The sequence below is a fragment of the Herbaspirillum sp. Her2 genome (assembly GCF_057961375.1).
Genome location: NZ_CM176331.1, coordinates 3,612,711 through 3,628,043, shown reverse-complemented (window position 1 = coordinate 3,628,043; position 15,333 = coordinate 3,612,711). Strand labels below are relative to the sequence as shown.

Here is a 15,333-nt window from a genome sequence, read left to right as displayed (position 1 = left end):
CGCGCGGCATTACTGCGATGCAGTCGTGGCGGCCGGCCGGGGCGCGCTGTTTTTGTAGACGTCCGGCGAAATCACGCGCATCTCGGATTCTATCCAATTTTCGACGCGCTCGTTCAATTCCTGGGGATTCAGGCCTTCCGGCGAAATCGGCTTGCCGATCGAGACCGTGATGACGCCCGGCTTCTTGACGAAGCTGCCCTTGGGCCAGCATTCGCCCGAATTCATTGCGACGGGTACCACCAGCGTATTGGTTTCCACGGCCAGGCGCGAACCGCCGGCCTTGTACTTGCCCTGCGAGCCCACGGCGGTGCGCGTGCCTTCCGGGAACATCACGATCCACTGGCCATCGCGCAGACGGCGGCGGCCATGTTCCAGCACTTGTGCAAAGGCATCGCGGCCTTTCTTGCGATCGATCGGGATCATGCGCAAGAGCCCGATGCCCCAGCCGAAGAAGGGAATGTAGGTCAGTTCCTTCTTGAATACGAACACCAGCGGACGCGGCATGTTGATGACGTAGAAGATGGTTTCCCAGGCCGATTGGTGCTTGGAGAGCAGGATCACCGGCGCATCGGGAAGGTTCTCGGTGCCGCGCATTTCGTAGCGGATGCCGCAGATCACGCGCGCGGTCCAGATCACGAACACGTTCCAGCGCGAAGTCCACCAGTAGCGCTGGGCGTAAGGGAAGGGGGCCGACAGCAGGCAGGCGAAGGACCAGATGATGGTGGCCACGGCCATCAAGACCATGAAGACCACCGAACGCAGAATCAGGACAAGGCGCAAAATCGTTTCTCCCATGCCGAAGCATGTTGTTGTAATGAATGGGGTTGGCTGCGCGGTCGCAGTGACGGCACTATACCGAGACCCCGACCGGCGACTTCAGAATGAAATCAACCACTGCCGATAAATCCGGAAAAACCAGCGTGCCCGGCGGCAAGCCGCCCTTGGCCTGGGTCTTCTCGCCCTTGCCGGTCAGCACCAGGTAGGGCGCACAGCCGGCCACATAGCCCGCCTGCAAGTCGCGCAGCGAATCGCCTACGGTCGCCACACCGCCGCGCAGGCTGATGTTGAAGCGCTTGGCGATCTCGTGGAACATGCCCGGCTTGGGTTTGCGGCAATCGCAATTGTCATCGGCCGAGTGCGGGCAGAAGAACACCGCATCGATATCGGCACCGGCCTGCTGGGCCGCATTGTGCATCTTCTGGTGGATGGCGTTGAGGGTCTTGATGTCGAACAAGCCGCGCGCCACGCCGGACTGGTTGGTGGCCACCACCACGCGATAGCCGGCCTGGTTCAGGCGCGCGATCGCTTCCAGCGAACCCTTGATGGGGATCCACTCGTCGGGCGACTTGATGAAGGCATCGGAATCCTGGTTGATGACGCCATCGCGGTCGAGAATGATCAGTTTCATTCCTGCTTTCCTTCATGAATACCGCCGCGCCAGGACAAGCCCGTGCGCGGCGGATCGGTGTTGCGTGTACGACAGCCGGTAGCGTGATGGATTACGCCGCCAGCTTGGAAATGTCAGCCACCTGGTTGAGCATGCCATGCAGCGAGGCCAGCAGGGCCTGGCGATTCTTGCGCAGCTGTTCGTCCTCGGCATTGACCATCACGTCGTTGAAGAAGGCATCGACGTTCTGGCGCAGTTGCGCCAGGGCCTTGAGCGCACCGGCGAAGTCACCCGCGGCGTAGGCTGCCTGCACCTGCGGACGCGTGGTCTGCATGGCGGCGAACAGGCCCTGCTCGGCGGCTTCCTGCAGCAGGTTTTCCTGCACGGCACCGTGGGCGTCGATGGCCACGCCTTCGATCTTCTTCAGGATGTTGGTGATGCGCTTGTTGGCAGCGGCCAGGGCCTCGGCTTCCGGCAAGGCGGCGAAGGCTTGCACGGCTTGCAGGCGTTCCACCACGTTGTCCAGCACGTCAGGCTGCTGGGCCACCACGGCTTCCACTTCGTTCTGCGCAAAGCCGCGCTCGCGCAGCAGGCCGCGCAGGCGGTCGTAGATGAAGGCCTGCACATCGGCGCGCGGATCCTTGAAATTGGCGTTGCCGGCGAACAGTCCCGCAGTCGCATCCAGCAAGGCGGTCAGCGACAGCGGCAGGCGTTTTTCGACCAGCATGCGCAACACGCCCAGGGCATGGCGGCGCAGGGCGAACGGATCCTTGTCGCCGGTCGGCTGCAGGCCGATGCCCCAGATGCCGACCAGGGTTTCCAGCTTGTCGGCCAGGGCCACGGCGGTACCGGTGGCGGTGGCAGGCAAGGCGTCGCCGGCAAAGCGCGGCTGGTAGTGTTCGGAAGCGGCCAGTGCCACTTCATCGGACTCGCCGTCGTGACGCGCGTAATACGTGCCCATGATGCCTTGCAGTTCGGGGAACTCGCCGACCATGTCGGTCAGCAGGTCGGCCTTGGCCAGCAGTGCGCCGCGCTCGGCTTGCTTGACGTCGCCGCCCAGCAGGCTGGCGATCTTGCCGGCCAGTGCCTGCACGCGCTCAGTGCGCTGCAGCTGGTTGCCCAGCTTGTTGTGGTAGACCACGTTGGCCAGTTGCGGCACGCGATCGGCCAGGGATTTTTTCTTGTCCTGCTCGAAGAAGAACTTGGCATCCGACAGGCGCGGACGCACCACGCGCTCGTTGCCGCCGATGATGTGTTCGGGGCGATCGGTCTCCAGGTTGGAAACGATCAGGAAGCGTGAACGCAGCTTGCCATCGGCGTCGGTGAGCGCAAAATATTTCTGGTTGGTCTGCATGGTCAGGATCAGGCATTCCTGCGGCACGGCCAGGAATTCATCTTCGAACTTGCATTCGTAGACCACCGGCCATTCCACCAGTGCGGTGACTTCGTCCAGCAGCGAATCCGGCATCAGCACTTGATCGCCACCGGCCTTGGCCAGCAGCGCTGTGCGGATCTTTTCGCGGCGCTCGGTGAAACTGGCGATGACCTTGCCTTGCGTGGCCAGTGCCTCGACGTAGGCATCGGGCGAGGCGATCTGCAGCACACCCGAGGACAGGAAGCGATGGCCCAGCGTGGTACGGCCGGCATCCAGGCCCAGCGTATTGATCGGCACCACGTCGTTGCCCAGCAGCGCCACCAGGTAGTGCGCGGGACGCACGAAGTGCACCGTCTCGCCGGCCGCGCGGCCGAACTGGCGCTGGTAGCTCATGACCTTGGGGATGGGCAGCTTGGACAGGCTTTCGTCGAGCGCAGCCTGCAGGCCCACGGCCAGGGCCGAACCCTTGGCGGTATAGGTGTAGAAGAAGCTCTCGGCCTTGCCATCCTGGGCGCGTTCCAGCTGGTCCGGGGTGATGACGGTGGCACCGGTGGAGGCGGCCAGTGCGGCCAGCTTCTTCACCAGCGGTGCCGACGGGCGGCCTTCGGCGTCCAATGCGACGGTCACCGGCAGCACTTTTTCGCGGATCGATTTGTCCGGCGAGGCGGCGCGCACTTGCGTGATGGAGACGGCCAGGCGGCGCGGCGTCGCGTAGGCGGTGGCGGCAGCGCCGGCATCGAGATAGCCGCGGCTTTGCAGGCCATTGAAGATGCCATTGGCGAAGGCATCGCCCAGCTTGGCCAGCGCCTTCGGCGGGAGTTCTTCGGTGACGAGTTCTACGAGGAGTGTCTGGTTCATGTTGTCTGTCTTGCTGTCTTGCTCGGGACACCGGTCAAGTCAACCGGTGCCGCATGATGTCGTGTTGCTGCGTCTCAGGCGGCCGCTTGTGCCGGTGCCTAGCCCAGCATCGGGAAGCCCAGGCGCTCGCGCGATTCGAAGTAGGCCTGCGCCACCGCCCGCGAAAGATTGCGGATGCGGCCGATGTAGGCGGCGCGCTCGGTCACCGAAATGGCGCCACGGGCGTCGAGCATGTTGAAGGTGTGGGCGGCCTTGAGCACCTGTTCATACGCGGGCAGGGCCAGCGGCACTTCCATCAGGCGCTTGGCTTCGGCTTCGTAGTTGGTGAACAGCGAGAACAGGAAGTCGGTGTTCGAGTACTCGAAGTTGAAGGTGGATTGTTCCACTTCGTTCTGGTGGAACACGTCGCCATAGGTCAGGTGCTTCTTGACGCCGTTCTCGGTCCATTCGGTCCAGACCAGGTCATAGACGTTTTCCACGCCCTGCAGGTACATGGCCAGGCGCTCGATGCCGTAGGTGATCTCGCCCAGCACCGGCTTGCAATCGAGGCCGCCGACCTGCTGGAAATAGGTGAATTGCGTCACTTCCATGCCATTGAGCCAGACTTCCCAACCCAGGCCCCAGGCGCCCAGGGTGGGGTTTTCCCAGTCATCCTCGACGAAGCGCACGTCGTTTTGCTTCAGATCCAGTCCCAGCGCCTCCAGCGAGCCCAGGTACAGGTCCAGGATGTTTTCCGGCGCCGGCTTCAGGACCACCTGGTACTGGTAGTAGTGCTGCATGCGGTTGGGGTTTTCGCCATAGCGGCCATCCTTGGGACGGCGCGAAGGCTGGACATAGGCGGCGCGCCACGGTTCCGGGCCGATCGCGCGCAGGAAGGTTGCCGTGTGCGAGGTGCCCGCGCCGACTTCCATGTCGTAGGGTTGCAGCAGTGCGCAGCCCTGGGCGTCCCAATATTCTTGCAACTTGAGGATGATTTGTTGAAATGTCAGCATCGTGTGTGGTGGCCTGGCGAACCGGCGGAGGAATTGCGAAAACCTTGAATTTTAGCGCCTTTTGGGGCGTTTGACCCGGTTTTGCCAGGGCGCGGCACTGCCGGCCCCTGGCATTTGAGATCAGTGGCGAATGCGCGCGGCCTTGTTGCGGCCCCAGGCCAGCAGCAGCATCAGCAGCGCCAGCCCGACGATGAGCTTGTTGCCCAGCAGAATGTAGGGGGTCTGGCCGCCATAGCCCTGCACCTGGCCGGAGAGCACGCCGCGCGTGTAGGGCGGCAGTTCGCTGACCGCGCCACCCGGCAGGATCACCGCCGTGGCCCCGGTATTGGTGGCGCGCAGCATCGGGCGGCCGGTTTCCAGCGTGCGCATCTGCGAGATCTGCAGGTGCTGGGGCAGGGCGATCGAATTGCCGAACCAGGCAATGTTGGACAGGTTCAGCAGCAGGCTGGCCTGCGGCTGGCCGGCGCGGTAGGCAGCGCGCAACTGGCCGGCGATTTCTTCGCCAAACAGATCTTCGTAGCAGATGTTGGGCAGCACCCACTGGTCCTTCACGCCGAAGGGCGACTGCACCGGCGCGCCGCGCGTCATGTCGCCCAGCGGGATGTGCATCAGGTCGACGAACCAGCGAAAGCCCGGCGGGATGAATTCACCGAAGGGCACCAGATGGTGCTTGTCGTAGCGGTAGGGCATCAAGGCCGATCCCAGTCCCGGGCCGAAGCCCAGCACCGAATTGGCATACAGTTGCGGACCATCGGAGAGCGGAATGCCCAGCGCCAGATGGCTGCCGCTCTTTTGCGCGAAGCGCGCGATGCGTTCCAGGTAATCCGGCGGCAATTGCTGCGGCAGCAGCGGGATGGCGGTTTCCGGGGTGGCGATCAGGTCGGCCGGGGCGGCGCTGATCATCTGTTCGTACATGCCCAGGGTGGAGACCAGGGCATCGTTGGAGAATTTCATTTCCTGCGGAATGTTCCCCTGCAGCAGGCGCACCGTGATCGGCTGGCCTTGTGGCGTGGTCCAGTGCACCAGCCGCAAGGCCACGCCGCCCGCGCACAGCAGGGCCGCAGCACACAGCGGCAGCACGATGCGCTGGCCAGTGCCAGCCACGCCCTTGCGCGTGAGGCCCATCCACAGCAGCGCCAGGCTGCCCGCGATGAGCGCTGCGACCCAGCCGACGAAATAGACGCCGCCCACCGGGGCGAATCCGGCCAGCGGGCCGGCCGTATGCGCATAGCCCGAGATCAGCCAGGGAAATCCCGTGAAGACCCAGCCGCGCGCCCACTCCGACAGCGCCCACAGCGCCGGCAGCATGAACAGCGCCAGTACCAGCGGCGAGGACGACCAGCGATGGCGCAGCCAGCCTGCCAGCGCGGTAGCCGCACCCGCATACAAGCCCAGATAGAGCGCCAGCAAGCCCACGGCCAGTGCCGCCATCCAGCCCGGCATGCCGCCGTAGTCATGCATGCTGATGTAGAGCCAGTGCACGCCCGCCGCCGCCCAGCCGAAACCGTACAGCCAGCCGCGCAGGAAGTGGCGGCCGGTGGAGGCTTGCGGTTGCGCCAGCACGCCATGGAACAGCCAGGCCAGGGCCAGGATCTGCAAGGGCCACAGCTTGAAGGGCGCGAAGGCGAAGACGTTGACCGCACCCGCTGCCACCGGCAGCAGCAGGGCCAGCGCCGTGCCGAGGCGACCGCGCGCAGCGGTCGCGCCGCGCGGCAGCGGCAGGTCTTGGGAGGAGGGGGAAGTCACGGTTGCAACGGCAGGCAGATCAGGCGATTCACTCGTCGTCCAGCGGTGCCGGCGGCAGCTTGGACACCAGCAGCACGTGGACCTGGCGCGCATCGGCGCGCAGCACTTCGAAGTGCAGGCCATCGATGTCGAATTCGTCGCCCTTGCGCGGCACGCGGCCGACGTGATTGGCGACCAGTCCGCCGATGGTGTCGGCGTCTTCGTCGGAGAAGCGGCTGCCCACTTCGGCGTTGAACTGCTCGATCTCGGTCAGGGCTTTCACGCGCCAGCGCGCGCCGTGCGGGCCATCCTTGAGGGCCAGCACATTGTCTTCGGCTTCATCGAAATCGTATTCGTCCTCGATGTCGCCGACGATCTGTTCCAGCACGTCCTCGATGGTGATCAGGCCGGCCACGCCGCCGTATTCGTCCACCACCACGGCCATGTGGTTGCGGTTGGCGCGGAAGTCGCGCAGCAGTACGTTCAGGCGCTTGGATTCGGGAATGAAGATGGCCGGGCGCAGCATGTCGCGCACGTCGAAGGATTCCTCGGCGTAGTAACGCAGCAGGTCCTTGGCCAGCAGGATGCCGATCACCTTGTCGCGCTCGCCATCCACGGCGGGGAAGCGCGAGTGGGACGTGGCCAGCACTTCGGGCATCCAGGTTTCGATCGGTTTGGAAATGTCGATGGTGTCCATCTGCGAGCGCGGCACCATGATGTCGCGCACGGCCAGGTCGGAGACCTGGAACACGCCTTCGATCATCGACAGCGCATCGGCGTCGATGAGATTGCGCTCGTGTGCGTCGTGCAACACTTCGAGCAGTTCTGCCCGGTTCTCGGGCTCGGGGGAAATCAGTGCGGTGAGTCGTTCAAACAGGGAACGATGGGGTTTAGCGTCAGACTTGACGCTACTAGGGTGATCTTGCATGGCGTTAGGCGCGAGCCCGACGTAGTTTCGAAGAGCCATAGGATACAACAATTATGTGACAAGTCCACTAAGGCCCGGCCACAGCGGGCTGCCGTCCCGCTTGCCTCTTGGAAATTCCGATGTCTTCACGCCATTTCACCGAGCAAAAAAAAGCCGGCATTCACGATGCCGGCAAGTACACCCTCAGGGAAAAACTTTCTGCCTGGTGCTCAGGCGTAGCTCAGGGCCGGCATCGCCGTGTCTTGGGAATATTGCTGCACAGCGGCCTGCTGCGAGCCGCGTACACCGCTAGGTGCAGCCTGCTCGGCCGAGAGCTTGAAGATGCTCACCACATCGGTCAGGGCCACGCTCTGTTGCTGCATGGAGGCGGCGGCCGCGGCAGCCTGTTCCACCAGGGCTGCGTTCTGCTGGGTGGTTTCGTCAATCCGGGCCACGGCGGTGTTGATCTGTTCCAGGCCGGCAGTCTGCTCGGCGCTGGCGGCGCTGATGTCCTGCACGATGTGGGTCACGCTCTGGATGCTCCTGACCACTTCGTCCATGGTCGACCCGGCTTCGCTGACCTGCTTTTCACCAGTAGCCACCTTGGCGACCGATTCATTGATGAGCGTCTCGATTTCCTTGGCGGCAACAGCCGAGCGCTGGGCCAGCGAGCGCACTTCGGAGGCGACCACCGCGAAACCACGGCCTTGCTCACCGGCACGGGCCGCTTCCACTGCAGCATTCAGGGCCAGAATGTTGGTCTGGAAGGCGATGCCGTCAATCACGCTGATGATGTCCACGATCTTGTGCGAGGAGGTGCTGATGGCGTGCATGGTTTCGACCACGCGGTTCACGGCGGCGCCGCCCTTGGTGGCCACGTCCGAGGCATTGTCGGCCAGGCGCTTGGCTTCGCGGGCATTGTCGGAGGTCTGCTTGACGGTGGCAGTCAGCTGCTCCATCGCCGAGGCGGTTTCCTGCAGAGAGCCGGCTTGCTGCTCGGTGCGGTGGGACAGATCCATGTTGCCGCGCTTGATTTCGTCTGAGGCCACGGCGATGGTGTCGGTACCATGGCGCACTTCACCGACGATGGCCACCAGGCTGTCATTCATGCCCTTGAGCGCGGCCATCAGCTGGCCCAGCTCATCCTTGCTGGTGACTTCGATGCGGCTGCCGAGGTCACCCGCTTGCACGCTCTGCGCCACGCTCACGGCCTGGGCCAGCGGACGGGAGATCGAGCGGGTCAGCAGCCAGGCGATCAGGCCACCCAGGATCAGGGCCGCAATGCTGGCTCCCGTCATGGTCCACTTGGCCATGGTGTAGGCGGCTTCAGCTGCGTCCACATTGGCTGCGGAATTCTTGCGCAGCAGCTTGTTGAATTGCTCCACGTGGGCAATCACGCGATTGAGGATGGGCATGCAATCCTTGACCAGCGAAGTGCGTGCCGCTTCGTTCTGTTGCGAGGTCGCCAGCTTGACGATGTTGACGGCCACCGGCAGGTATTGCGCCTCCAGCTTGCGCAGTTGCTCCAGCATGTCGCGTTCCTGCGGCGTGGTCGCCGGATCTTGCATCAGGCGGGTCAGCTCGGCCATGCCGGAATCGATATCTTTCTGGGCGCTGCCGACCAGGTCGAGATCGCCTTTCTGTTCGGCAGTCCCATTGACCAGCGTCAGGTTGCGGGCCGCAATGGCGCGCAGGCCCACGGCGAATTGCACTTTGGAAAGTGCTTCAAGCTTGCCCTCGTCGATGGAGGTCAGGAAGACGATGCGATCATTCAGACGCGAGACTTGCTGCAGGCCGAAGCTGGCGACGGCCACCAGCAGGACCAGTACGGCGGCAAAGCCAAGGCCAAGACGATGGCCGATCTTCAGGTTCTTCATGACATCCTCCCCGATGGGTTTAATTGGTGTGGAAGCATTCTCGTTCAGCCGGAGTCCGCTTCCCATCGGGCTTTTCCTGAATTGCCTAGTTAAATGTCAGCGGAAAATCACCGTCAAATTGTCACTCCATTACGAAACGGAAAAAATCGATGATCACATCGGAAAAACCGATTACTTTTTGGCGTGATAAAGCGGCAACGGCTTGAGGCAAAGCAACAAAAATGAAACCTGGGCCGGAAACAAAAAACGGCCTGCAGTAGCAGACCGTTGTTTGCGACATCAGATTGCGTTGCCGAAGCGGCAAGGCAGTCCTTGCTTCAGCGTGACTTGTAGGGATTGTCGTAGCCCAAGGTAGCCAGGATCTCGGTTTCCAGCGCTTCCATCTCGTCGGCTTCCTCATCGTCCTCGTGATCATAGCCCTGCGCATGCAGCACGCCATGCACCACCAGGTGAGCGGTGTGTTCTTCCACGGTCTTCTTCTGCTCGGCGGCTTCCTTCTCCAGCACGTCGGTACAGAAGATGATGTCGGCTTCGGTGACTTCGCTGTCTTCATCTTCCGTATAAGCGAAGGTCAGCACATTGGTGGCGTAGTCCTTGCCGCGATAGTCGCGGTTGAGGTCACGGCCTTCTTCGGAACCGACGAAACGCAGCGTCAGTTCGGCCGGCGCAAACAGCGCGGCCTGCACCCAGCGGCGCAGGAGAGGGCGGGTGATGCTGTCCTTGAGGCGGTCGTCGGCATATTGCACCGACAGCGTGAGTTTATGTTTTGGCATGGCGCGGCTTGGCGGATTTGGTCAGGAGATTGGTGGCAGTGCGGGCAGTGGCGCGCGCGGTATCCGGGCGCGGGTTGCCGGCGGCATCATAGGCATCGACGATGCGCGCCACCAGCGGATGGCGGACCACGTCGGCACTGGTGAAGCGCGAGAAGGCGATGCCGCGCACGTCATGCAGCACCGACAGCGCATCGACCAGGCCGCTCTTCTGGCCGTGATGCAAGTCGACCTGCGTGACATCGCCGGTGATGACGGCCTTGCTGCCGAAACCGATGCGGGTCAGGAACATCTTCATCTGTTCCGGCGTGGTGTTCTGCGCCTCATCCAGAATGATGAAGGCGTGATTGAGCGTGCGGCCGCGCATGTAGGCCAGCGGGGCGATCTCGATGGCCTGTTTTTCGAAGAGCTTCTGCGTGCGGTCGAAGCCCAGCAGATCATACAGCGCGTCATACAGCGGACGCAGATACGGGTCGACCTTCTGCGCCAGATCGCCCGGCAGGAAGCCCAGGCGCTCACCCGCTTCCACGGCCGGGCGCGTGAGCACGATACGCTGCACGGCATCGCGTTCCAGCGCATCGACTGCGCAGGCCACGGCCAGGTAAGTCTTGCCGGTACCGGCCGGGCCGACACCGAAGGTGATGTCGTGTTCGAGGATGGCATTCAGATACTGGCTCTGGTGCGGCGTGCGTCCGCGCAGGTCGTGCTTGCGGGTCTTCAGGATGGGGCTCTCGGGCAGCGGGTCCTGGCTGTCCTTGTCATCGGCGGCAGGCGCAGCCGGTGCAGCAGCGGCCTTGCCACGGCGCGCCGGCAGTGGCGGCAGGCCGGCTTCTTCGTCGGCGGCGGCGTTGGCGCGCTGCTCCACCAGGGCCAGCTGGATATCGTCCACGGCCACCGGACGGTCGGCCTTCTCGTAGAAACGTTCCAGCACTTCCACCGCGCGTTCGGCATTGGTGCCGGTGACCACGAAGCGGTCGCCACGGCGGAAGATGGTCACGTCCAGCGCGGCGGAAATCTGGCGCAGGTTTTCATCGAGCGCACCGCACAGGTTGGCCAGGCGCTTGTTGTCCAGCGGCTGGGGCGTGAAGTGATGAGGCTGATTGGGGATTTTTTTCAATGCACGATTCCGGTTAAGGGGATTGAATCATCAATGACGGGTCACGATCTCGCCACGCAGCGAGAAGGGGAAGGCTTCGGTCACGCGGACTTCGAGGATCTCGCCGATGAGGCGCTGGCCGTTCGGACCACCGTCGAAGTTGACCACGCGATTGCTCTCGGTGCGGCCTTGCAGCTCATGCTCGCGGCGCTTGGAAATGCCTTCCACCAGCACCTTTTGCACCGTGCCGACCTGCGCGGCACTGATCTTTGCCGCGTTCTCGTTGAGCGCGGCCTGCAGGCGCTGCAGGCGGGCCAGCTTGACTTCCTGCGGGGTGTCGTCGGCCAGGCTGGCGGCGGGCGTGCCGGGGCGCGGGCTGAAGATGAAGGAGAAACTGTTGTCGAAGCCCACATCGGCCACCAGCTTCATGAGCGCTTCGAAATCTTCCTCGGTCTCACCGGGGAAGCCGACGATGAAGTCCGATTGCACCGTGATATCCGGACGCACCTTGCGCATGCGGCGGATCACCGACTTGTATTCCAGCGCGGTATAGCCGCGCTTCATCGCCGCCAGCGTGCGGTCCGAGCCATGTTGCGCCGGCAGGTAGAGGTGATTGCAGAGCTTGGGCACCTTGGCATAGGTGTCGATCAGGCGCTGCGAGAATTCCTTGGGATGGCTGGTCACGAAGCGGATGCGCTCGATGCCCGGCAGCTCGGCGATGTATTCGATCAGCAGGGCGAAGTCGGCGATCTCGCCGTCTTCCATCACGCCGCGATAGGCATTGACGTTCTGGCCCAGCAGCATGATTTCCTTCACGCCCTGGTCGGCCAGCCTGGCCACTTCGGTGAGCACATCCTCAAAGCGGCGCGAGACTTCCTCGCCGCGCGTATAGGGCACCACGCAGTAGCTGCAATACTTGCTGCAGCCTTCCATGATGGAGACATAGGCGGTCGCCCCTTCCACGCGGGCCGGCGGCAGGTGGTCGAACTTCTCGATCTCGGGGAAGCTGATGTCCACCTGCGGACGGCCGCTGTAGCGCCGCTCGGAGATCATCTGCGGCAGGCGATGCAGGGTCTGCGGACCGAACACCATGTCCACGAAGGGTGCGCGCTTGATGATGGCGTCGCCTTCCTGCGAGGCCACGCAGCCGCCCACGCCGATGAGCAGGTCGGGTTTGTCCTTCTTCAGCGCACGCAGGCGGCCCAGGTCGGAAAACACCTTCTCCTGCGCCTTCTCGCGAATCGAGCAGGTGTTCAGCAGGATCACGTCGGCCTCTTCCGGACGATCGGTCTTGACGAGGCCTTCGGCGAGATGGAGCACGTCGGCCATCTTGTCCGAGTCGTACTCGTTCATCTGGCAGCCGAAGGTTTTGATGAATACTTTTTTCTGCATAAATCTTTATCAGGCGAAGAGCGCAGGAAGGACGCATGGAACATGCGCGCGCCGGCGAGGAGGAGGGCGGCGGGCCGCTTGAATGTGCTGCTGCAGCGGTGGTGGAGCCCATCCCCGGAGGTTCGCGATTATAGCACCGCAGGCCCCGTGCAGCCGCCGCCAGCGCCGGGTGGGCCTGTCCATGAGGCAATTCTCAGAGTTGCGCGCAGCAGTCCTGCAGCCATGCCAGCACGGCGCGCAGCCGGGGCAGGGTCTTGAGGTCGCGATGGAAGACCGCCCACAGTTCGCGCTGCAGCTGTGGCGCGGACTCCACAGTCTGCAGTTCCGGTGCCAGCAGATAGCTTGGCAGCAAGGCCAGGCCGACCCCAGCGCGCGCGGCCATGCACTGCGCCACCAGGCTGGTGCTGCGCAAACGCACCGGGTTGCCGGCGGCATGGTCGGCGATCCAGCGCGTCTCCGGAATGTCCGGCACGCCATCGTCATAGGCCACGAAGGGCGCCGTCTTGCGCGCCCGTCGCCAGAGCGCGACGTTGTCGGCCGTGCCACACAGGTAAAAACGCACCGCGCCCAGCGGCCGGGCAATCAGTTCGCCATCTTGGGGCTTGCCGAAGCGCAGGGCCAGGTCGGCTTCGCGCCGCGCCAGGCTCAGGGTCTGGTGGCCCAGCGCGAATTCCACGTCCAGCGCTGGCCATTGTTCCAGCAGAGCGGGCAGGCGCGGGGCCAGGAACATGGTCCCGATGGCATCGGTGCAGGCCAGGCGCAGCTTGCCTTCCAGCCGCAGGTCCCCGCCCGCCAGGGTGCGCGCCAGTTGCCGGGTCTGTTCCTGCATGGCGCGGGCAGCCGTCAGCACGCTCTCGCCCAGGCGGGTCAGTTCCACATCCTCGGCGCGGCGCAGGTACAGCGGACCCTGCAGGGCCTCTTCCAGCAGTTGCAGGCGGCGGCCGATGGTGGCATGCGTGACGCCCAGCGCGCGGGCCGCGCCGGAGAGGCTGCCGGCTTCGACGAAGGCCGCGAAGCTGCGCAGGCTCTCCCAGTCGGCATCCAGGGCGGCATGCATGGCTTGCGGGGAGGGCAAGGGCGCGGCCTTGCTGCGGGCTGTTAATTTTTTCACAGGGGCCTGGCGATTTTGGTGAATGGCAGTGCGAATTTTATCGGACTAAGATGGTCCGTCACTGTGCATTGACGTTCAGTTGCAGCGTTTTATCGACTTCTCTCGAACATTTTTTAACAAGGAACCGCGCATGTCCTCTCCCCATACCCTGATCCAGATCGCAGGTGGCAGCGCCCGCGCCGCCACCTGGCAGGAAGCCGTCCTGCTCATCATCGACCACCAGACCGAATACACCACCGGCCGCGCCCCGCTGGCCGGCATCGATGCCGCGGTCGGCCAGATCGCCGAGCTGCTGCGCCAGGCCCGTGCCGCCGGTGCGCCGGTGATCCACATCGTCCACCACAGCAAGCCGGGCAGTGCCATGTTCGATCCGCAAGGTCCGCACGTGGCCATCATCGACGGCGTGCAGCCGCAGGGCGACGAGCTGGTGCTGCCCAAGGGCCTGCCCAATGCCTTCGCCGGTACCGCGCTGGACGAGGCCATCAGGAAGACCGGCCGCAAGTCCCTGATCGTGACCGGCTTTGCTACCCACATGTGCGTGAGCGCGACCGTGCGCTCGGCACTGGACCATGGCTATGCCTCCACGGTCGTGGCGGCTGCCTGCGCTACCCGCGACCTGCCTGATCCCTTGGGCGGTGCGCCGGTCAAGGCGGCCGAGGTCCAGCGTGTGGCGCTGACCGAACTGGCCGATCGCTATGCCACCGTGGTGGCAGATGCGGCGGCGCTGGCCGGGGCCTGATCTCATTGCATGACGGCTTTTTCGCACTGCGCGAAAAAGACAATCACAAGGACGCTACCACCGAGGTAGCGTCCTTTTTTCATGCAGCTTGAAAATGATCTGACTTATTCATAAGGGGATCGATATCGAAAAAATTCAAAGAAAATTTCATCACGTTGACGACGAGGAACTAGCAATAATTAGAAATAACGCATGAATATTCAGGAGTGCTGAAATTCAGGAGACAGAATCGCTTAGTTTGTCGGCTTTCCGCAATTCGCGCATGTCCGCATCCGGTTGGCACGACAGCCGCCTGCCATGCGGCAGATGGGCGAGGCAAGCACAACAGGAGAAGCTGCTGTTGTGCTGCATTTCAATAAAGAACGCGCACGGCGCGCACGGATGGCCTGGCAGGCCGTCCTTAGAAAAAGGAATGAGTCGACCATGATTCCGGCCCCCTTCAGCGACCGGCTTGCAGCGCTGCTGGCCCGAGGCCAGCGCACCATACTCGGCATCGCCGGTCCGCCCGGCAGCGGCAAGTCCACGTTCGCCGCTTCGCTGCTGGCGCATGCACAGGCGCACGGACTGACGCAGTCCGTCATCCTGCCCATGGATGGCTACCACCTCGCCAATGCGGAGCTGGCACGGCTGGGCCGCGCCACGCGCAAAGGGGCGGAAGATACCTTCGACAGCGCCGGTTACGTCCACCTGCTGGCGCGGCTGCGCCAGCAGCAGGCCGATGAAGTCATCTACGCACCGCAATTCCTGCGCGAGATCGAGGAAGCCATTGCCGGCAGCATCGCCATCCCTGCTGATACCCGGCTCATCATCACCGAAGGCAATTACCTGCTGCTCGACCGCGGCCACTGGTCGCGCGTGCGGCCCTTGCTCGATGAGGTCTGGTATGTCGATGTCGATCCTGCCGTGCGGCTGCAGCGGCTGATTGCGCGCCACGTGCAGTTTGGCCGCAGTCCGGAAGAGGCCGAGGCGTGGGTGATGCACAGCGATGAAATCAACGCAGCGCTGATCGAAACGACGCGCAGCCGTGCCGACCAGATTGTTCGCCGGGACTGACCGTTCCGGCGTGTTGTATGCAGCAAGCAGCAAGTAGCAAAGGGTCGCGAC

13 protein-coding genes are annotated in these 15,333 nt (G+C 63.7%); 2 read left to right on the top strand and 11 right to left on the bottom strand.

The features are described from left to right. Window positions 1-9 precede the first annotated feature (9 nt). The 11 genes from ACWHXP_RS16440 to ACWHXP_RS16390 all read right to left on the bottom strand — a co-directional run bounded on the left by ACWHXP_RS16440 (window position 10) and on the right by ACWHXP_RS16390 (window position 13,436). On the bottom strand, window positions 10-795 hold the full coding sequence (locus tag ACWHXP_RS16440) for a lysophospholipid acyltransferase family protein (RefSeq protein ID WP_489624671.1): 786 nt from the start codon (window positions 793-795) through the stop codon (window positions 10-12). Window positions 796-850: 55 nt separating this feature from the next. Then, window positions 851-1,408, bottom strand: coding sequence for a D-glycero-beta-D-manno-heptose 1,7-bisphosphate 7-phosphatase (gmhB, locus tag ACWHXP_RS16435; RefSeq protein ID WP_017451462.1), 558 nt, complete (start codon window positions 1,406-1,408; stop codon window positions 851-853). 91 nt (window positions 1,409-1,499) lie between these two features. Beyond that, entirely contained in the window at window positions 1,500-3,620 is a 2,121-nt protein-coding gene (gene glyS, locus ACWHXP_RS16430; protein WP_252697618.1) for a glycine--tRNA ligase subunit beta, read from the bottom strand. Between the two features lie 98 nt (window positions 3,621-3,718). Next, complete coding sequence (glyQ, locus tag ACWHXP_RS16425; protein ID WP_489635536.1) at window positions 3,719-4,612, bottom strand: glycine--tRNA ligase subunit alpha; 894 nt, start codon at window positions 4,610-4,612, stop codon at window positions 3,719-3,721. Window positions 4,613-4,732: 120 nt separating this feature from the next. Beyond that, entirely contained in the window at window positions 4,733-6,358 is a 1,626-nt protein-coding gene (gene lnt, locus ACWHXP_RS16420; RefSeq protein WP_489635537.1) for an apolipoprotein N-acyltransferase, read from the bottom strand. 28 nt (window positions 6,359-6,386) lie between these two features. Beyond that, window positions 6,387-7,265, bottom strand: a complete 879-nt coding sequence (locus ACWHXP_RS16415; protein WP_034332131.1) for a CorC family transporter — start codon at window positions 7,263-7,265, stop codon at window positions 6,387-6,389. A 209-nt stretch (window positions 7,266-7,474) separates the two neighbouring features. Further along, window positions 7,475-9,121, bottom strand: coding sequence for a methyl-accepting chemotaxis protein (locus tag ACWHXP_RS16410; protein WP_489635538.1), 1,647 nt, complete (start codon window positions 9,119-9,121; stop codon window positions 7,475-7,477). A gap of 317 nt (window positions 9,122-9,438) precedes the next feature. Next, window positions 9,439-9,894, bottom strand: a complete 456-nt coding sequence (ybeY, locus tag ACWHXP_RS16405; protein ID WP_134221408.1) for an rRNA maturation RNase YbeY — start codon at window positions 9,892-9,894, stop codon at window positions 9,439-9,441. Next, on the bottom strand, window positions 9,881-11,008 hold the full coding sequence (locus ACWHXP_RS16400; RefSeq protein ID WP_034332135.1) for a PhoH family protein: 1,128 nt from the start codon (window positions 11,006-11,008) through the stop codon (window positions 9,881-9,883). Before ACWHXP_RS16400 ends, ybeY begins: the two co-directional genes overlap by 14 nt. A 30-nt stretch (window positions 11,009-11,038) precedes the next feature. Beyond that, window positions 11,039-12,379: a tRNA (N6-isopentenyl adenosine(37)-C2)-methylthiotransferase MiaB gene (gene miaB / locus ACWHXP_RS16395; RefSeq protein ID WP_489635539.1), complete on the bottom strand. Its 1,341-nt coding sequence runs from the start codon at window positions 12,377-12,379 to the stop codon at window positions 11,039-11,041. A 193-nt stretch (window positions 12,380-12,572) separates the two neighbouring features. Further along, window positions 12,573-13,436 carry a LysR family transcriptional regulator gene (locus tag ACWHXP_RS16390; protein ID WP_051156696.1) on the bottom strand — a complete coding sequence of 288 codons (864 nt, stop codon included), beginning with the start codon at window positions 13,434-13,436 and terminating at the stop codon, window positions 12,573-12,575. 184 nt (window positions 13,437-13,620) lie between these two features. Between ACWHXP_RS16390 and ACWHXP_RS16385 the strand changes: the two genes are divergently transcribed. Then, the gene (locus tag ACWHXP_RS16385; RefSeq protein WP_489635540.1) at window positions 13,621-14,229 is read left to right on the top strand and encodes a cysteine hydrolase family protein; all 609 of its coding nucleotides are present in this window, start codon (window positions 13,621-13,623) and stop codon (window positions 14,227-14,229) included. Between the two features lie 423 nt (window positions 14,230-14,652). Then, window positions 14,653-15,282 carry a nucleoside/nucleotide kinase family protein gene (locus tag ACWHXP_RS16380; RefSeq protein WP_489635541.1) on the top strand — a complete coding sequence of 210 codons (630 nt, stop codon included), beginning with the start codon at window positions 14,653-14,655 and terminating at the stop codon, window positions 15,280-15,282. The last annotated feature ends 51 nt before the right edge of the window (window positions 15,283-15,333 follow it).